21 protein-coding genes are annotated in these 18037 nt (G+C 60.4%); 7 read left to right on the top strand and 14 right to left on the bottom strand.

Annotated elements, in window-relative coordinates:
• Positions 1 to 5: 5 nt before the first annotated feature.
• From NLY42_RS21980 to NLY42_RS21935, 10 genes are all read right to left on the bottom strand, one after another.
• The gene (locus NLY42_RS21980) at positions 6 to 1448 is read right to left on the bottom strand and encodes a TadA family conjugal transfer-associated ATPase (RefSeq protein ID WP_023755303.1); all 1443 of its coding nucleotides are present in this window, start codon (positions 1446 to 1448) and stop codon (positions 6 to 8) included.
• A gap of 14 nt (positions 1449 to 1462) precedes the next feature.
• Positions 1463 to 2047 (bottom strand): L,D-transpeptidase, encoded by a 585-nt coding sequence (locus NLY42_RS21975; RefSeq protein WP_023755302.1) that lies wholly within the window; start codon positions 2045 to 2047, stop codon positions 1463 to 1465.
• Positions 2044 to 3177 (bottom strand): hypothetical protein, encoded by a 1134-nt coding sequence (locus tag NLY42_RS21970; protein ID WP_023830077.1) that lies wholly within the window; start codon positions 3175 to 3177, stop codon positions 2044 to 2046. Before NLY42_RS21970 ends, NLY42_RS21975 begins: the two co-directional genes overlap by 4 nt.
• A gap of 43 nt (positions 3178 to 3220) precedes the next feature.
• The gene (locus NLY42_RS21965) at positions 3221 to 3850 is read right to left on the bottom strand and encodes a TadE/TadG family type IV pilus assembly protein (protein WP_023755300.1); all 630 of its coding nucleotides are present in this window, start codon (positions 3848 to 3850) and stop codon (positions 3221 to 3223) included.
• Positions 3844 to 4323, bottom strand: coding sequence for a TadE/TadG family type IV pilus assembly protein (locus NLY42_RS21960; protein ID WP_023755299.1), 480 nt, complete (start codon positions 4321 to 4323; stop codon positions 3844 to 3846). Before NLY42_RS21960 ends, NLY42_RS21965 begins: the two co-directional genes overlap by 7 nt.
• On the bottom strand, positions 4320 to 5786 hold the full coding sequence (locus NLY42_RS21955) for a TadE/TadG family type IV pilus assembly protein (RefSeq protein WP_023755298.1): 1467 nt from the start codon (positions 5784 to 5786) through the stop codon (positions 4320 to 4322). Before NLY42_RS21955 ends, NLY42_RS21960 begins: the two co-directional genes overlap by 4 nt.
• A gap of 89 nt (positions 5787 to 5875) precedes the next feature.
• Positions 5876 to 6109: a pilus assembly protein gene (locus NLY42_RS21950; RefSeq protein WP_155922393.1), complete on the bottom strand. Its 234-nt coding sequence runs from the start codon at positions 6107 to 6109 to the stop codon at positions 5876 to 5878.
• 34 nt (positions 6110 to 6143) lie between these two features.
• A complete protein-coding gene (locus NLY42_RS21945; RefSeq protein ID WP_023755296.1) occupies positions 6144 to 7649 on the bottom strand; it encodes a type II and III secretion system protein family protein in 1506 nt (501 codons plus the stop codon).
• A 42-nt stretch (positions 7650 to 7691) separates the two neighbouring features.
• Entirely contained in the window at positions 7692 to 8693 is a 1002-nt protein-coding gene (cpaB, locus tag NLY42_RS21940; RefSeq protein WP_023755295.1) for a Flp pilus assembly protein CpaB, read from the bottom strand.
• Between the two features lie 159 nt (positions 8694 to 8852).
• Positions 8853 to 9047 (bottom strand): hypothetical protein, encoded by a 195-nt coding sequence (locus NLY42_RS21935; RefSeq protein WP_023755294.1) that lies wholly within the window; start codon positions 9045 to 9047, stop codon positions 8853 to 8855.
• A gap of 435 nt (positions 9048 to 9482) precedes the next feature.
• Between NLY42_RS21935 and NLY42_RS21930 the strand changes: the two genes are divergently transcribed.
• From NLY42_RS21930 to NLY42_RS21915, 4 genes are all read left to right on the top strand, one after another.
• Entirely contained in the window at positions 9483 to 10010 is a 528-nt protein-coding gene (locus NLY42_RS21930; RefSeq protein ID WP_023755293.1) for an A24 family peptidase, read from the top strand.
• Positions 10011 to 10399: 389 nt separating this feature from the next.
• Positions 10400 to 10594: a hypothetical protein gene (locus NLY42_RS21925; protein ID WP_023755292.1), complete on the top strand. Its 195-nt coding sequence runs from the start codon at positions 10400 to 10402 to the stop codon at positions 10592 to 10594.
• A 154-nt stretch (positions 10595 to 10748) separates the two neighbouring features.
• Positions 10749 to 11024: a hypothetical protein gene (locus NLY42_RS21920; protein ID WP_023755291.1), complete on the top strand. Its 276-nt coding sequence runs from the start codon at positions 10749 to 10751 to the stop codon at positions 11022 to 11024.
• Between the two features lie 98 nt (positions 11025 to 11122).
• Positions 11123 to 12088: a phosphatase PAP2 family protein gene (locus NLY42_RS21915; protein ID WP_023755290.1), complete on the top strand. Its 966-nt coding sequence runs from the start codon at positions 11123 to 11125 to the stop codon at positions 12086 to 12088.
• Positions 12089 to 12121: 33 nt separating this feature from the next.
• Here NLY42_RS21915 and NLY42_RS21910 read toward each other — a convergent pair whose 3' ends face one another.
• The 3 genes from NLY42_RS21910 to NLY42_RS21900 all read right to left on the bottom strand — a co-directional run bounded on the left by NLY42_RS21910 (position 12122) and on the right by NLY42_RS21900 (position 13920).
• On the bottom strand, positions 12122 to 12682 hold the full coding sequence (locus tag NLY42_RS21910) for a hypothetical protein (RefSeq protein WP_023755289.1): 561 nt from the start codon (positions 12680 to 12682) through the stop codon (positions 12122 to 12124).
• A gap of 66 nt (positions 12683 to 12748) precedes the next feature.
• On the bottom strand, positions 12749 to 13336 hold the full coding sequence (locus NLY42_RS21905; protein ID WP_156933804.1) for a hypothetical protein: 588 nt from the start codon (positions 13334 to 13336) through the stop codon (positions 12749 to 12751).
• A 98-nt stretch (positions 13337 to 13434) separates the two neighbouring features.
• Complete coding sequence (locus tag NLY42_RS21900; protein WP_023755287.1) at positions 13435 to 13920, bottom strand: tetratricopeptide repeat protein; 486 nt, start codon at positions 13918 to 13920, stop codon at positions 13435 to 13437.
• A 746-nt stretch (positions 13921 to 14666) separates the two neighbouring features.
• Between NLY42_RS21900 and NLY42_RS21895 the strand changes: the two genes are divergently transcribed.
• On the top strand, positions 14667 to 15341 hold the full coding sequence (locus NLY42_RS21895; protein WP_050595681.1) for a methyltransferase family protein: 675 nt from the start codon (positions 14667 to 14669) through the stop codon (positions 15339 to 15341).
• Between the two features lie 586 nt (positions 15342 to 15927).
• On the opposite strand, the gene NLY42_RS21890 is transcribed toward NLY42_RS21895, so the two are convergent.
• Positions 15928 to 16275 (bottom strand): DUF1294 domain-containing protein, encoded by a 348-nt coding sequence (locus NLY42_RS21890; RefSeq protein ID WP_023755284.1) that lies wholly within the window; start codon positions 16273 to 16275, stop codon positions 15928 to 15930.
• A 248-nt stretch (positions 16276 to 16523) separates the two neighbouring features.
• On the opposite strand from NLY42_RS21890, the gene NLY42_RS21885 reads away from it, so the two are divergent.
• Entirely contained in the window at positions 16524 to 16820 is a 297-nt protein-coding gene (locus NLY42_RS21885) for a hypothetical protein (protein WP_023726601.1), read from the top strand.
• A 218-nt stretch (positions 16821 to 17038) separates the two neighbouring features.
• Positions 17039 to 18034 (top strand): tRNA dihydrouridine(20/20a) synthase DusA, encoded by a 996-nt coding sequence (gene dusA / locus NLY42_RS21880; RefSeq protein ID WP_023755283.1) that lies wholly within the window; start codon positions 17039 to 17041, stop codon positions 18032 to 18034.
• Positions 18035 to 18037 lie beyond the last annotated feature (3 nt).

The raw sequence follows: 18037 nt of genomic DNA, 5'->3' as shown, positions 1-18037 counted from the left end.
CGCACCTACACCAATGAGCGACCCGGATCGAAAATGTCGCCCGGCAGCTGGAAGCCCAGTTCGGCGATATGCTCGAGGAATCGCGGACGGATGCCGGTTGCCCGGAACTGACCATTCACCCTGTTCAAGTCGTCAACGCCAAGCTTTTGGAATTTCATGATCTCCTGCATCTGGACGACGTCGCCCTCCATGCCGGTGATTTCGGTGACTGAAACCAGACGCCGCGTGCCGTCGTGAAGGCGCTCGACCTGGACGATCAGGGTGATTGCCGAAGCGATCTGGGACTTGATGCTCAACTGCGACATCGGCATGCCTGCCATACCGATCATTTGCTCAAGCCTGGAGACCGCATCGCGCGGCGTGTTGGCGTGAATCGTCGTCATCGATCCTTCGTGACCGGTGTTCATGGCCTGCAGCATGTCGAACGCTTCCTCGCCGCGAACCTCACCGACGATAATCCTGTCGGGTCGCATACGGAGGGCGTTCTTCAGGAGCTCGCGCTGGCGTATTTCGCCGCGTCCGTCCAGCGTCGGCGGCCGCGTTTCGAGCCGGCCGACATGGGGTTGCTGAAGCTGCAATTCGGCGGCGTCTTCGATCGTGATCAAGCGCTCGCGGTTTGAAATCTGCGACGAAAGCGCGTTGAGCATGGTGGTCTTTCCGGAACCGGTTCCTCCGGAGATGATCATCGAGACCTTGCCCTTGACCGCCGCGGTCAGCAGAACCTGCATTGCCTTGGCCATCGAATGACTTTCGACAAGGCGGTCGAGCGTGTACGGGCGGCGCGAAAACTTGCGGATCGAGACGAGCGGACCATCGATCGCGACTGGCCTGATGGCAGCGTTCACCCGGGATCCGTCGGGAAGCCGCGCGTCGACCAGCGGCGACGACTCGTCCACACGTCGCCCGACGGTCGTGACGATCTTGTTGATCACGCGCATAAGGTGATCTTCGTCCTTGAACCGGATAGGGGTATCCTCAAGCTGGCCATAGCGCTCGATGTAGACGTGCTCATGGCCGTTGATCAGGATATCGGAAATCGTATCGTCCTTGAGCAACGGCTCTATCGGGCCGAGCCCGAGCATCTCGTCGGTAATGTCGCTGATCAGGGTGTCGAGCTCACGTGCATTGAGCGGGAAATTCCGCGCCCGGACGTATTCGCGCACCAGCGGCCGGATTTCTGCCGCGAGTTCGTCATTTTGCGCGGTCTCAAGCAGTCCGAGATTGATACGGTCCAGAAGATAGCGGTGCAGGTTCACACGTTCCGAAACCATGTCGGGGCCAAGAGCACCACGCTCCTCCGGCTTTGGCTCCTCGGTCAGCGGCGGAACGGAAGGAACGACTTCGGTCTTGGTCTTCTCTGCGAGCGCGAGGTCAGACGCCACGACAGGCGCCTGCGGCAGATCCTCGGATCGTGACCTGTAAAATCGTCCAATGATGCCGTTGGCCATACCGCCCGCTCTTCCTATTCGACAATCACTTTTGCGCCAATGTGCACCTCGCCATAGAGCTTCAGCACATCGGCGTTGGTCATGCGAAAACAGCCGGAAGACACGAATCCTCCGATCGAGGGCGCATCGTTGGTGCCGTGGATGCGATAGAGTGTGTCGCGCTGCCCTTTGAACAGATAGATCGCGCGCGCGCCAAGCGGATTGTAGGGGCCTGCCGGCATCATTTCCGGCAGCCGCGGATCGCGCTGGCGCATCTCGGCCGGCGGCCGCCATTCCGGCCATTCGGCCTTACCGCCGACACGCACGGTGCCGGTCCATACGAACTCATCCTTGGCCACGCCGATCGAGTATCTGGCGACTTTGCCCGGCGCCACGACAAAGTCGAGCGTTCGCGCCGCGGTCGAGATCAGGATTGTTCCCGGCTTTTCCCTGGTCTCCGTCGCAACGACGCGCCTGGTGACCGGCCCAAGGCTCTTCGGCACCGGGTCGCTTCGTCTCTCCGTCGCATCGGCTCTGCCGATGCCGGCGATGGCCACCAACACAAGACCGGCTCGGGCGCTGCCGCGCGCTAGGCGGCCGATCCGACCCAGACTGGTCATTTCACGGCCTCGGCTAGTTTTTCGATCTGGCGGACGAATTTCGAGCGCGGGTTGACTTCGACCGGCAGCATGCCGCGATTGATTGCCTCGTTCATGGTGCCCCAGTCGTCCTCGACGACCATGGCGCTCGATTGCTTGAAGATGTTGTTGGCGTCCTTCTTGCCGATGCCGAAGCTGAAGAGACGCCTGCGATGCTTGTTGGCGATGACCTTGATCGCAATATCGTCGCTTCTGAGCTTCTTGATCCGGTTGTAGACTTCCTTGGCCTGCTGCAGGCCGGGAATGGTCAATTCGGTGACCAGATGGATGGAATTGACCGCGGCCAGCAGTTCATCCTTCCAGCTCGTCTCGTAATAGGGGATGTCGACCACGGTGTGATTGTTCTGGAGAGACACGACGTCCAGCATGCGCAGGACAAGTTCGCCGCCGGTGGGAGCCATCGTGACGCCGGGTTGGCGGAACGACAGCAGCGAAAAACCGCGCTGGTGCTTCTTCTTGATGATGTCGATGAATTCCAGATCGACCCGCGAAGGCTGCGCGATGATCGGCCGTAAATCGTAGTCATTGGGCGTATTCAGGTAGTGACCGCAAGCGCCGGTGGCAAAATCGAGATCGAACAAGGCAACGCTGACTTGCGTTTTCTTCGCCGTGCGGGCGAGCGCATCGGCCAGCGAGATTGCGACGGAGGTTCCGCCGGCTCCGCCCACCGCCGAGACGACCGCATGCACATGGTTGCCGCCTGAATGCGCCATCTGCACATTTCCGGTCACGGCTTCAAGGAAGCCCTTGCGGTCCAGCGGCTTTCTCACCCAGTCGCTGCCGTTGAGCTTCAGCAGCAGCCGCATGCGCTGGTCGGTGAGCGGATCGGAAACCACGATCAGCGGAAGCGCGGCGAACTTGCGCCGCAGTTCCTGCGCGACGGTGCTTTCGAGGAGGGCGCCATCGCCGGCGTCGAGCACCAGCAAATCGTAGCTTGCCGGATCGACCGCCATGCGCTTGTCCAGCAGCGCGCCATGATCCTTCACCTCGGAATCGTATTGCGAAAGCGCCGACAGCGAGCTCTGCATGAACTCGGACGCCGCCTGATCCGCCGAGGCGATCAGCACCTTTATTCTTCTCGAAAAGTTCATATGGCTTGTCATCCGAGAAATGCTCGATGTTCGGCAGCCTTGGTCAGCTGCCCGAGTTTGTGTTCAAGTCCTCGCTTGTGACGGTCACCGGCATGGCTGGAACCGTTACATTATTGAGTCCTAATAAAGCGCCGAGTAAAGGCAGATTGAAAGTGATGCCGAGAACTTCCATGCGTATGGTTAGCACCGCACCGCCCGGCCTTCCGTAGTAGCCAAGTCCCGACATCATGTAGGTGACGCGAACGTTGTCTATGCCGATGCGGGGGTTTAGTTGGCACATTGCCGGACTGCCGGTGCCGATCGGCTGGCATGATGTCACGCCGGGGGCGCCATACACGATACGGTTGAGTTCCGTGGTGCAGGCCGGGCTCCCAGTGCATGTCCAGGGGCCAAGCGCGCCGACCGGTATCGCAACGCCGCCGTTCGTGCTCCCGGGCGCCAGGGCTGTCACGATGGCGGGATCGAAGCCGGCTACCATCGAACTCGAAACCGCCGCCCTGCGCGCGCCGAATTGCAGCGCCTTGACGGTCTGGTTCCACTGGAACGCCGCATAGCCGAACTCGACGAAGGCAGCGAAGATCAGCAGGACCAAAGGCATCGCGATCAGCCCCTCCGCGAGCGTGACACCGGACTCCTCACGGACAAAGGATCGGAAGAGAGGTGCCCTCACCATCCGATATATCTTTCTTCGTGAAAGGCCTGGATGGTGATGTTGGCGAGGCCGGTCCAGCCGAACAGCGGCGAGGAGCTGTAGGCAAGTGACGTGTTCGCGGTGATAACTTTAGTCCCCGAGCGCGTAACCGTGGAAAATACGATCGCACTTCCGCTCGGCCCCCATCCTTGCACCCGCAGCACTGTGGCAGCCGGGTTGGACGTCCCGTAATAGGCGATGCGCCGGGCGACGGTGTCGCTGCATTGCGACACGTAGCCGGAAAGCGCATTGCTTGGCTGGCAGCGGGCAAGATAGCGCGCCGCGTCACGCAGGCCGGTCTCGACCTGCTCCTTCTCCCAGAACATGTTGCCGAATTCCAGGATGCCAACGGCAAACACCGTGACGAACGGCACGATGAGCAGCGTCTCGGCGAGGACCGCGCCGTGCTCGTCGCGGTGGAACCGTTCGAGAAACCGTTTCAGCCTGGTGATCATCGGACCAATTGCGCCTCCTCGCGCAGGAACTGATCCAGCGTCCCGCTGCCGCCCTGGCCCGTGACATCCACGATCTCCAGACGGATCGGCTTTTCACTGGCGGTTGTATCGTCTTCCTTGCTGTTGTCCTGTTTTTCGATAGGGTTCGTCAGGAACATACTGACGAATGCATCGGGTTTAAGGGTCGTTTTGCCGCTGATCGTCGTGTGCTTGGTGTCATCGGCGAAGTCACCGCAATCAACGACAGCCGCGAATATGGTGCGGCGATCCGGCTTATCAGTGAGTGTCTCCGGCGCGCCGGTGTAGCAACGCGGGACGCCGTTCTCGCCGCTCCCCTTGTTGCCCGCCCTGTCTGCAACAAGATTGTGGTCGATTTCATATCTGTAAACATCGTAGCGTGACGCGTTCTGAAGCGCCGCCGGGAAGGGGGTGCTGACATGGTTCAGACTCCAATAGCCGGCTCGGTCCCAGGAACCATTAGTGCTGATACCCAAGCTGGGCGTCGGATACGTTCCTGGCCCGAATCCCATTGCCTTGCTCGGAACGTCACTGTCCACCTTGCCGCAGCCAGCCGAGCCAGTGGTGTTTTTGGCTCCCTTTCGAACATTGGTGGCGGGGCGATACAGCGGATCTCCCTTCGCCGAACCCAGGCTTCCGGCGTATATGTCGAAACGCACGTTCAGGCCGACATTCACCTGGCCGAACGTTACGCCGGTCTTGGTAACCACGGATTTCTTCGTGTAGCACTGCCCGCTGGCGCCCTTGGCGAAGGCGTCCTTGAGCGGAATATCGGTGTCCAGCAGTCCGAAATTGCCGGGCCCTGGTGTACTGTCGGTTTTAAGCACCTGCAGTTCGCGGCTATAGGTCAACCCCTGTGCGTATGCTTGTTGCATCGAAAGGCCCTGAGCTTCGAACGGATTGCAGATGAACATCGGTGTGACGTCACACGCGGCAGCGGTGTATGTCGCGACGGCCTCGGCCTGGAAGTTCAGCGTCGGATTCGTCAGTCCTACCGGTAACGGAAACAGCGAGGTCATGGCGCGCGGCGTCGAACGGACTAGGACATAGGCCGCGGCAGTGCTGTCAGTCGTTCCGTTCGTTCTAATCCAGGCAGCGTCGATCGCCGTGTCGTCGCTAGGCGGAATGATCTTCAGGTACGCTATGCTGACCTGGGTTTTGTCCATGGTGATCGGGCCACCATTGGAAAACCTTGCTTCATTCTTGACCAGGTCGGCAATCGCGGCATCGGCCCGTGTGATGGCGTCCGGCGCTCCGTTCAGCTCTCTTGCTCCGGCGAGCGCCAGCCCGTCGACGGCATTCTGCAGATCGGTATGGAGATTGTTGCCGCGCGACACATCGATGACCAGCAGGCTGAAGCCCAGAAGCATCGGCATGGCTATCAGTGTCAGCGCGGTAACATAGCCACGGTCGTCGAACAGCAATTCGAGTATCTTCCGTCCCATATCCAGCCCCTAGCGTCGGTTTTCGCCGCACTTAGCTTCGCAAACCCCGGAGCCGCCGCCTGCTCCCTAACTTGTCCTCGTTGTCGTCCTCAGTTCGTGGTCTCCGTTGCAGCCGGCGCGACCGCCGCCGGCACGATCACCGCGGTCGGCGCATAGCGCTGCTGCGCCCGTGCGACCACGCGTCCGTCGCCGTCGATCCTGGTGTTCCACGCTTCCTTCGGGAACGGATCAATCGTCTGGATGCCGATATTGGCCTGCGGTGCGTCGCCAAGGCCCAGCGTCACCGAATCCCTGTGCGCCATGTAATCGGCGCAACCGCTCATCAGTAGGCATGCGCCGAGCACGGCGATGGCCGTCCTATTTCTTGCCGACGGCATACGCGCCTCCGAAATCGAGATCGATGATGTGGCCGTAAGGACCGATGACGCCCTTTCCGTCCTTGAAGCCTCGCATCATGTCCTTGTCGACTTCCAGCATGCCGAGCAGGAACATATCCACGTCGTTGCCCGGCCGCGTCTGGTCCAGCGGCGAATGCAGCTTCTCGTCGGGCGAGGTCGGCCGCACGATGCGAGGCGTCACCACGATCACCAGATCGCTCTCCCGCTTCTGGAACGAGGTGGAGCGAAACAGCGCCCCAAGCACCGGGACCTGGCCAAGCCACGGCATTTGCTGCACGTCGCCGGCGTTGACCGACTGCAAGAGGCCGGCCATGGCGAAGCTCTGCCCGTCACGCAGTTCGACGGTGGCATTGGCCTTGCGCGAAATGAAGCCGGGATTGCCGTTGACCGTGACGGAACGGTCGATTTCGCTGACCTCCGGCTCGATCACAAGATTTATGAGGCCATCGTCTAGGACAATGGGGGTGAAGGAGAGTTTGACGCCATAGGGCCGATAGCTGATTTCGGTCGCGAGTTCCCCGCCAGCGGACACCGCGCGCGTAATCGGCACCTCCCCGCCGGCATGGAAGCTGGCTGTCGTGCCGCTCATCGTCACAAGATTTGGCTGCGCCAGCCGGCGGACGAGACCCTTTGCCTCCAGCGCGTTGATGACGACGTCAATGCGCCAGCCGGAAACTTCCAGCACCTTGGCGATCATCTCGCCGAATGGCGTGCCGTTCTGCGTGGCGACGCCGCCGACTTCTGTCTGGAGTTGATGCGAGTCATCGTTAACGCCGATGTGAAGCCGGGGCGCCGCGGTAAAGAGGCCACCGCTCGCACTTGCACCATTGAACCCGATCCCGAGATCCCGCCCCGCGCTGCGCGATGCCTCTATGATGCGAACCTCCAGCATCACCTGCTGGGCGTCGGCAACGCGAACCTGGTTCAGCACGGGATCGCTCGAATATTGCTGCGCGATCTCCAGCACCCGGGCAAGATCGACGCCGTCCTTGACCACGCCGGAAATCCGTATGCGGTCGTTGACGTTGGTGACGATCAGCTTCGAACTCGGCACCGCCGAGCGGATCGCCGCCCTGATTTCGTTGAAATCGAGCATGATGCGCACGTCGATGACGCCAAGAAGATTTTTCGCGTCGTCATAGATCGAGATGTTGGTGGCACCCGATCCCTTTCCCTGGATATAAAGCGAGTGTTCCGTCAAGGGCACAACGTCGGCCACCGTCGCGTTGCCAACCACGAGATCGGCGAAGCGGCGGCTGGTGGTGATCGTCAGCGTGCTGCCCGGCGCGACCGTCACATGAATGACGTTTCCACTGCCGATCGTGATGGCTTTTTGCTGGGCGTATGCAGGCTCGACTAGACCGACAAGAAGGGAGATCGCGGCAGCCAGGAACGCAATTGCAACGAGAACGCGCGTCGGCCTCGAGGCCGGTGCGCCCCTGTCTTCAAGCTGGCGATTGCCCATGCTCCGTCACCCTTCCCCCGTCCGCTCCCGAATGGCTTCTTGTCAGTCCAGCAGGTGGACCCGATATTCTTCCCGCTTCATATTGCGCGAAACGCCAATCACCACGAAGTCCGGTTTCGGCGCCGCCACCAGAACTGGTTCGGCAGGTTCAGCCGGCACGGTTTTTGGCTTGAGCTTGTCTTCCATCGCGCCGAGGCGATTGCCGAGCGTGTCGCCAACACTTTTTACGAGCTTCTCCAGATCGGTAAGTCTGCTTTCATCTTGGTCGGCACGATCGTTCTTGAGCGCCTGCGCCATCGGCCCGCCGCCGAGATCGGCGAGCGTCACCGGCTGCGTCTGTTCCACGCCGGAAGAAGCGACATTGCGCAGCGCCAGCGAAAGCGTGCCGACATTGGCGGCCAGCGTCAGCTTCTGCGCCTCGGTGGTGGTGACTTCGAAGGTCACGGTCTTGACGACCTCGACCTTGTCGGTGCGGTCGTCCGCGGTCTGGTCGGCGGCGAGAACCTTGACCCCCTGCAGCAGCACGTCGACAAAAGTCTGGTCAGCGCCGGAATCAACCTTGATCACCCGCGTCAGCATGATGTCGACGCGATCGCCCGGCAGCACGAAACCGGCGACGCCGAGGACGTCGTTGACGCGGATCGAGACCGCCTTCATGCCTTCGCCAAGCGCCGCCGACAATGTCGCGCGCTGGCCGGGCCCGGTGATTTTGGAGGCGAGCACCGGCTCGTCCTTTTCCATTGCCGACATGACGTAGCGAAGCTCACCGTCCTTGCCGAGCAAATCCTCCGGCTTGCGGAAGGCGCCGGCCGGCAGTTCTCCGGTCGGCCACGCAAGAGCCCTGACGTCCTCCGATTTGATCGCCTCGCCAAAGCGCAGCGCGCGGGTGGCGACAAGAATCGTTTCCTCGGATGCGGGCTCGCCCAGGCCGGCACGCTGCGCGAGAATGTCGCGCTGGTTGGCGAGATAGGAGCGAACGCCGAAAACAGCCAGCAGTGCCAGCGCGACCGAGACAAGCAGACTTATCGTGGTGGAGCTTTTCATCTAACGGCCCCCGCCGTAACTTGTTCGCCCAGAGGAACAATCAATCAATCAAGATAGTAACTGGATAACAAGCGGCTGACAAAGCCGCTTATTATCTATGCACCATATTCTGCTGAGGTCAAAAGACGGCAGCCAAGCCGCCTTTTGACGCTGGCGGTGTTACGCCGGGGCGGAGAGACTGGTGGTGAACCACGTACCCCAACTCCTCCACGCGGTGCTCAGGTTGGTGCCCACTGCCAGCACTGAAGCGATGACGCCTCCAACGAGCAGGCCCAGGAGAACGAGGTATTCCGAAAGCGCGATGCCGTCCTCTTCGCGGGCGAAGGCACGGAACATGCTGGTCAATTTGGTCATGATGATACTCCCTTACATGACGTTTCCATTACCGGTCCGCGAGAGGAGCCCCCAGCGCCAGACGATTTATTAATAACTCCTTAAAAAGGGTGCCGTCAATTAGTTCGTCCTAATGGTACCTTTCCGACTTGGTTTATGGTAAATTAACGCCCATGCAAGTAGCTCCAAAGGAGTAGCTCTAAAGAAGTAGCTCCGGAGGAGGTGAGTGGAAATACAACAACGACCATCCGCTGGCGGCCGCGACACCGCCTCTTGGTTACAGTTGGCTAAGGTCTCCGCCTGCTTCGTCCGCCGCTTCCCCTGGCCTCGATCAAATTGCCGATGGCAGCGATCGGGCGGATGCGCCGGCGGCTTTCGCCGGGCATAATCATTCTGCATGATTCGGCCGGTCGGGCGTCCGGCAATATGCCAAGATGGAAAATGGGGACAGGCGGGATGGAATTCCTCGGGGCATTGGCTATCGCGGCAGGGGCGGGATTGATCGTCATCGCCGCATGGCAGGACTTTCTGGCTTGGAAAATACGCAACTGGACGGTTCTGGCGCTGGTTGCGGATTACGCGCTTCTGGCTTTGATCCGCTGGGCGAACCCGTCAGGCGTCGGCATTCTGGCGGGGGTCGATGGCGATTCGCCGCTTCAGGGCGACCTTGCTGCGGGCCTGTTGCTGCTCACGATCGGCTTCGTGCTGTGGGCCTTGCGGATGCTGGGCGCCGGCGACGCGAAGCTGTTCTTCCCGATCGGCCTGTTCGTCGGGCTGCACTATCTGTTCTCGTTCGCCGTCGGGCTTGCCGCCGGCGGGATTGTCGTCAGCCTCGCCTTGCAGTTTCCCGTGCCGCTGCAATTTCAGGCATGGCGGGCGCTGTCCCGCATCGAGGAGATCCGAAAATCACGCAAGGTGCCGTATGGCGTCATCATGGCCACGGCGGCACTGGTTGCGATGTACCTGCGTTATTTCGCGGCTTGACAGGCTTGCGATGCAGCTTTTGTCGAGTGGCTTCGGATTGCCTTCAGGAGCCACATAACACTGGCGAGCGAACGACAGTCCGTTTCAGGACAATTCGCGCAGAGCAGTCTGCAACCGGCTCTCGACCTGCCGCCTGGCGGGGGGGATCGCCGCCCCAACGAATGGTTTTTGTTGTGTTTCGGCTCACACCTCCTCCGGAGCTACTTCGCCGGCCAAGTAGGAGCAGGTGCATAGGACCGTTGATAATTTACCATAGACCAAATCAGAAAGGTCACATTAGTGTCGGCTAATTGACGTCACTCTTGTTAAGGAGTTATTAATAACTCGTCTGGCGCTGGGGGCTCCTCTCGCGGACGGGTAGTGGAATAGTCATGTAAGGGAGTATCACAATGACCAAATTGACCAGCATGTTCCGTGCCTTCGCCCGCGAAGAGAACGGCATCGCGCTTTCGGAATACCTCGTTCTCCTGGGGCTGCTCGTTGGAGGCGTCATCGCTTCGGTACTGGCGGTCGGTGTCAACCTGAGCGCCGCGTGGACGAGTTGGGGTACGTGGTTCACCACCAGTCTCTCCGCCCCGGCGTAACATCGATAGTGGCATAGCCATCACGTTAAATGTCGGCTCGCTTGCTTTCGCCGCTGGGCAAGGCAGGCAGGGGCCGGCATTTTAGCGGAGATCGATAGCGCTTCGCCGCTCCAGGGCGACATGGCTGCGGGCTGCTCACGATCGGCTTCGTGCTATGGGCCTTGCGGATGCTGGGCGCCGGCGACGCCAAACTGTTCTTCCCGATCGGCCTGTCGTCGGGCTGGACCATCTGTTCTCGTTCGCCGTCGGGCTTGCCGTCGGCGGGGTCGTCGTCAGCCTCGCCTTGCAGTTTCCCATGCCGCTGCAACACCAGGCATGGCCGGCGCTGTCCCGCATCGAGGAGATCCGAAAATCGCGCAAGGTGCCCTATGGCGTCATCATGGCCGCGGCGGCGCTGGTTGCGATTTACTCGCGCTATTTCGCAACGTGAAAGCGTCACCTCGCCCAACGGTACCCCTTGTAGTCCTGCCGGAACGACTTGGCTTTTCAGGAATTCGCGATAATGCTGCTCTCGAGGTCGATGCGCCAATGAAACCCGACCGACTGATCGTCATTCCGTTGGTGGTTGCCGGTTTGAACCTGGCCGCGCTTGCGGTTTTGCTACCCCGTTCGACGGTGACGCTCGACCCGGTCATCGTCCGCAGTTTCGGGGTGCTCGAAGCCTTCGTTCTGGCCCTGTATCTATTCAGCAGATTTATCGTTTATCGAGCCCGAGACGATCAATCCAGGCTCGGCCGGGCGTTCGTCGTGGTGTTCAATGTGGCCATGCGTGCGGCACTCTATCTGGCCATCATGGTGCCAGTCGCGGTCCCCGCTGTCGTTTTGAGCTATCTCGCCGCAGCCGCCGGGGTATCGCTGGTTGACGCCGATCTCTCCGCGCTCGACGCGGCGCTGGCCTTTGACTGGCTCGGCTTCCTTGCCCTTACGAACGAGACTGCCTTTGCACCATCTGTCCTTCAGTTCGCTTATCAGAGCTTAAATTGGCAACTGGCCGTGGTACCAATCATTTTGATCGCCACATCGCAAACGAGATGCCTGCTTGAACTTGCGGCGCTGATTGGCCTCACCGTGACGCTCACGGTAGCTATTTCGGCCGTTGTCCCGGTGATCGGACCTTATGGCTACTATCATCCGGCGCCGGCCCTGTTCGATGCCTACTCAAATGTCGCCGGAAGTTCCCATCTGGCAGATTTCAATGCATTAAGGTCTGGCGAACCGTTTCTGTTGAAGCGCAACGCCGGGATTGTGTCGTTTCCGTCTTTTCACACGATCCTTGCCGTACTGCTGGCGTTCGCCCTGCGGGCAACACCTTATGTGCGTGGTCCCGCAATAGTTCTCAATTCGCTTCTGATCGTTGGCGCCGTGCCGTTCGGCGGCCACTATCTCGTCGACACTCTTGCAGGCGGGGCCATCGCGGCCCTGTCGATCTACTTTGTCTGCTTTTTCAGAGTCGGCACGGCCAGACAGGCCGGATTGCCTTCAAGAGCCACATAACGCCGGCGAGCAAGCAGGTTGGGCAGTCCCGTCTCAGGCCAACTCGCGCAGGCCAGTCAGCAATCGGCTCTCGACCTGCCGCCTGGCCGTCGACCGCGCAATCATGTCGCGTATGACGAACAGATGGCTTGCCGCGCAGGCCAGGACGACGACCGCGAAAAGGCTCACGCCAAGGGCGGGAAAGCTGCCGAAATCCGGGGTCCAGTCGATCGGCGATGCCGGGCCGATGCCGCCCATGTCGGTGCCGGCTGAAAACACTCCGGCGCGACCCATCGACAGAAAAAGCATCAGGAAAGCCAGATGGGCTTGGAGAAATAGTGCCCTGCCGGCTGGACGGGAGGAGAAAGCGATCACGGCGGCGGCGAGTGCGGCAGCCGCGAATATGACGAAGGCGGCGGCGTAACCGGAACCCGGCAGCCCGGCAACCAGGTAGAACGGCTCGCGGACCAGCGGGGCGAGAGTCATAAAATCTTCCCAAGCGGTGGGATCAGCGGGTGAGGCGCCAAGCCGATAGGCGGACGCAATGAACGCCGCGCCGAGGCCAAAGGTCAGCGCAGGCGCAAGGTAGATCAACCTGGCGGCATATCTCAGCATCGGTCGTCCCCGCAACATTTGCAGGGACGATGAACTTCTTCCGTTAAGAATTGGTTCCGCGCAAACCTACTTGCGGACTTTGCTGTAGGTTACTTTTCCGTCGGGCGACACGGTCCGCTCGAACTGGACCGGGTTCGCCGGACGGGCAGGTTCGGAACGCACTTCTTTCGGTTGCGGCGGGGGAGCGCTCAGAACGATTTCCTTCGGTGGTTCCGGGGTGGAGAGCACGGGGTCGCCGGCCTCGGAGACCGCTTGCAAACGCTCGGCCATGTCCTGGTTTTCGCCAGTGAGCTTCGCGACCTGATTCTCCAGCTGCGTGGTCTGATCGACCAGCGCCGAGATACGCCGGTTCAATTCCTCGAACTGGCTTTGGACACCCTGGTTGACCGTGTCCAATTGTCTGGAAAGCCGCGTCTCGAATTGACCGAGGCCGGAAAGCCGATCCTCGAGCGCGGAAACCTCGCGGACCGATCGCGAGAGAAAGATCAGCATGACGACCATGCCGACGGCGAAAACAAGGGAGATTACGTTAAGCGTGATGGCTATGCCGCCAGCCACTCCGGCCTTCTGCATCAACGGCCCCGGCTCTGGCGGTCCCGAGTTTTGTGGATACGCCAGGGATGCCGGTTCACTGCCGACGACGAAGTTAAGCATAACCGCCTCGCCGGACCGGTTGTTTCAACGGGAGCAGCCGAGCCGTCCGATCCATCTCAGTTCAGCCGTCTTTCCAAAACCGCCGTGAAGACATGGCATCACGGCCGCTTCGCCAACGCAGTGCTGTTGGCGAGCAGTTGAAGGTTGTTAGCAGTCGTCTCGTTCGACGGGTCCAACTCATAGGCTTTCAGGAAATTGCGTCGCGCCTGCTGGAGATTTCCACGCAGAAGATAGGAGTAGCCGACGTTGTTGTAGTATTCCGGGCGACCGCCGATCATCGTTGCAAGCTGGCGATAGGCGAGGTCGGATGTATCGAAACGGCCAATCTGATCGGCAGAAGCCGCGAAGCCGAGCCAGGCCTGCGGGTCCTTGGGGAAGAGTTCGACCGAGCGCTTGAAGAGCGCGTAGGACATTCCGTAGTTCTTTTCCTTGAACTGGGTCTTGCCTAGTGCGACCAGCTCGTCGGTCTTGTAGAAAGACACGTCGGGGAGGTCCTTTACGGAGGCGGCGCTGTCGCCATAGGAGGACAAATCTCCGGTCTGGCAACCGGCCAGAAACAAAGCGCCGACGACAATCGCCGCCAAACCCCAGCCCCTCCTGAACACGCTTCCCGGACCTTTCCCCACGCAGGACCTATTTCCCCCAAGGCTATAGGCCGAATATGCCGAATCCAACAGCGCGACCGATTATATTAGGTATTTCTGAACAAGCTGTTGCAAAAATGCCCCGCGACCGCATTATGAAAATCGTTCCAGCGGGTGATCGGGGATGCGCTCTGGACAGCTCCTAGTGGCGTTCGTCACCTCCAGCCCCAGGCGCTCGCGTTCAGGGCCCGCCACTGCCCAGCCCAAACAGCATTGATGCCCGATCAAATACTAAGTCGCCAAGCAGGCAATCCGCAGCGGATACGCAAAGGCTTTTATACGAAGCGGGTGCCCTGTCCTCCGAGCCATGACTCATATCGGGAGTGACTCAAGCGCGGCCGGATCACGCCGAGGCATGCATCCGCTTCGTCTCAAAGCGATCCCCGTTGCGGATGATCGCGCGATTGATACAAGCGCTCATGGGGCCAGTGCCAAGTTTCCACTCGCATTGAGCAGGAAGCCGGCCAATGAAAACGCCAGCCGCCACGATCAGGAGGCTGACAAGCACCACCAGAATTCGCACAGATTGCCGAAACATAAGCTACAGCGCCCCAAGGTCGATCCACCCAAGTTAGGGAGCTTCGGCTAATTCGACGTTAAGAGCAGCGTTAACGCTTTCTTACGAGCGAAGTTGCGGGAACGGTTAAGAAATGCTTCATTCTCCGTTGGACAGGGGAGGGTGGATCATGAAAATCTGGTCGTTCGACTTCGCGGGGCGCCTGATCCTCATGCTGGTTTTTGCATTTTTCGTGCTTAGCGGGGTTGGGCGCCTCGTCGCACTCTTTGGCAACGCGCAAATGTCTCCAGACGACTTCATGCTCCAATTCGTCTCGCGGGCGTCTTCGCTCGTCTTCTCCACGCTGTTGGTTACATTTACCATCATCCGGCTCCCCCCTAGGGATATCAGCCTTGGCTGGGGGCCGCGCATCGCAGCTGTCTGCGGAACTTTTATGCTCGCGACTATCGCCATCACGGTTCGCCCAACACCGACAGAGGGCATGCAAACCGTCGCGGCATTGCTGGTTTTCGCGGGCATGACGGGCTCTGCTTATTGCCTTCTCTGGCTCGGCCGATCGTTTTCGATCGATGCGCAGGCCCGCCGATTGGTAACGCGCGGTCCTTACGCCGTCGTCCGTCATCCGCTTTATCTCGCGGAATCGCTCTTCATGCTCGGAGCCGTCGCGGCCAATCCGTCACCCGTGGTCATCACGTCGGTCGTGGTGAATTTCGCCATTCAATACTGGCGGATCTTGAACGAAGAACGCGTCTTGTCCTTGTCCTTTCCCGAATATGACTCGTACTCGCGAAAGGTGCCGATGCTCATTCCTTTTTCGCGAAGGTTGCCGCTAGCCGCGCATTGAGGGGCACCAGTCGGGGACGGTTCCAGTAGGGCGCCCCACATTCATCGCTGATCCGGTGCCGCTTGGCATTGGAGCCTTTCATTGGGAGCAAGTTAAGATTAGAGCGTGCGCTGCCGTCATCCGAATGGGTTGGGATGATCCGCTCACGGGACCTGGATCCAGCTTTACGGCGTGGCGCTGGTTTGCGGGATTGCAAGACGAGACCAAGCTTTGCGTGTTTCTCGAAATCGCCGTCCCTGCTAGCAAATAGAGGCCGACGCAGGGAAGCTCTCAGCGCGTGGCAGGGCGTCATTCGTCTGCATGTTTCGCCGATGTCCAGATGGTGCGCATGTGGCCCCAGCCGGTTTCCCGATAGTCCACTTCCGGCTAGGCCCGGCGCGTACTTGGTGGAGCCCCGCCAAGGTGCCGGGCCACTCAGAACGGCTACCAGGGACAGCACCACGTGACTGGGTAACAATTATTAGGTGCCGGCCGGATGGACGCGCCGCTTGCCGCCAAATCTGCCAGCAGGCAATGCGCGCCCTCATCCGTTTCGGCCATGTCGCGAATTGTATGACCTGAACGTCCGCTCTTGACACCCTTGAAACTAGAGGCCCCCGAATTCGCCTCCGAATGTCAGTAATTGCGAGAGCGCTTCGGGCAATCCCGGAAAGAGCAATCCCACTTCAATCGCGATTACCGCGAGGACTTGGAGCAGGACGATGCGAGCGAGGCTGGAGCGGAACGGCTCCTTGCGCGTCTTGTGCCGGATCGTCTTTTGCGCGATCACAGTCCCGATGCTACCGCCAATGATGGCGAGTGTAAGAAGCGTCGACTCTGGAATGCGTTGGGCACCGTTTTTGGCCATAGCCTTGTCGAACGACATGGTGGCGTAAGCCAGCAAGTTTACCGCGACAGCGTAGCCGATGACCCCGATTGCAAACTGCCCCGGCATGCGCTCCTCCACCTTCGGGCCAGTATAACCTAAGCCCGCTAAATCATCGGATGGCAACGGGTCCATCTAAATGGGCTATCTGAAACGTCGTCATGGTGACACGAAGTGACCGATGAGCCTGTCGAGTTCATCCTGCGTCCGGCGCCTGTCGCGCTGATGGCCTTTCCAACCACGCGAAGCCTCTTCAGGGCAATACGCGCGAGATCAACCGGTTCGACCTTGACGGGCAGACCGTGCACCGCAGCGGCATGAGCCAGAATGAGTTTTACAAAGCCAATGTCGATGCCGAGCGTCATCGGTCCGGCACCTTGGGCGGCCCGGTCGCGACCAAAACGAATGAGCCGTTCGCGATCAAGGGCAGCTATGTTGCACTTCCCCAGATGTCTTTGGAGCATATCGAGGGCTGCGGCCTTGGAGCGGCGAGGGGACTTGCCTACATCGCACATGTCGTCGATATGAAGGTCGATGGGTTCGCCGAAAGTTTTCAGGCGCGCTATACGGACTTGGTCGGCGTCTCACCGCGATCGACTTGGCGCTCGGTTTAGGTTGCCCAGCGCCTGGCGTCGTCTCGGCGCAGAAAGGTCTCGCTAACGTAGCGACCCTTGCGACGGACTCGGACACGCCATGAACCGGACGAGAGTTTAGTCCATTTTCTCGTGTGCGCTCCGTGTGCACTGAGAGATCGAAACGTGGCGAAAAGGGTCGTATTCTGGCGTAAATTCGCGTGCACTCGGGCTGCTCTAACGATTTGATGTTAAAGAAAATGCTGAAAAATCAAGATCATAGACTGGCTATTGCACCCATGATGGACTGGACCGACCGGCATTGCCGGTTCTTCCACCGCCAGTTGACGCAGCGTGCGCTGCTCTACACCGAAATGGTGGTGGCGGACGCTGTCATCCATGGTGCGCGCGAGCGGCTGCTTGGTTTTGACGAGGCCGAACATCCGGTGGCACTGCAACTCGGCGGCTCCGATGCGCAAAAGCTGGCCGAGGCGGCGCGCATCGGCGAGGGCTTCGGTTACGACGAAATCAATCTCAATGTCGGCTGTCCGTCCGACCGGGTCCAATCCGGCACGTTCGGCGCCTGCCTGATGAAAGTGCCTGACCTCGTCGCCGATTGTGTGGAGGCGATGAAGGCGGCGGTGACAATCCCGGTGACGGTCAAATGCCGCATCGGCGTCGACGAGCAGGATCCGGAGCCCGCGCTCGACGCGCTGGCCGACGGCGTTTTCGCGGCCGGCGCCGACGCGCTGTGGGTGCATGCGCGCAAGGCTTGGCTGGAGGGTCTGAGCCCGAAGGAAAATCGCGACATCCCGCCGCTCGACTATGACAGGGTCTATCGCCTCAAGGCTAGAAAATCGAACAAATTCATTGGCATCAATGGAGGCGTTCAATCGCTCGAAGAGGCGGCTCGCCACCTCGATCATGTCGATGGCGCCATGCTTGGCCGCGCCGCCTACCACACGCCAGGCATCCTGGCCGGCGTCGACGCGGCATTCTACGGCGACAAGGCCGGCGCCTACGATTTTGCCGCGCTGATCGACACGATAGCCGACTACGCCGCGCGGCATATCGAGCAGGGCGGGCGGCTCGGCCACGTCACCCGCCACATGGTCGGGCTGTTCCACGGCCTGCCGGGCGCGCGCCGCTTCCGGCAGATACTGTCCACCGACGCGACGAAACCCGGCGCCGGACCGGATGTGCTGAAGGCAGCGTTCGCTGCCGTCGATTTCGACCGTGTTGAAAAGGCCGCTTAAGCA

The organism is Mesorhizobium sp. C372A (genome assembly GCF_030323245.1).
In the GTDB taxonomy this organism is placed as follows: Bacteria; Pseudomonadota; Alphaproteobacteria; order Rhizobiales; family Rhizobiaceae; genus Mesorhizobium.
Note: the sequence above shows the minus strand (reverse complement) of the source record. Positions and strands in the feature narration are given on the sequence as shown.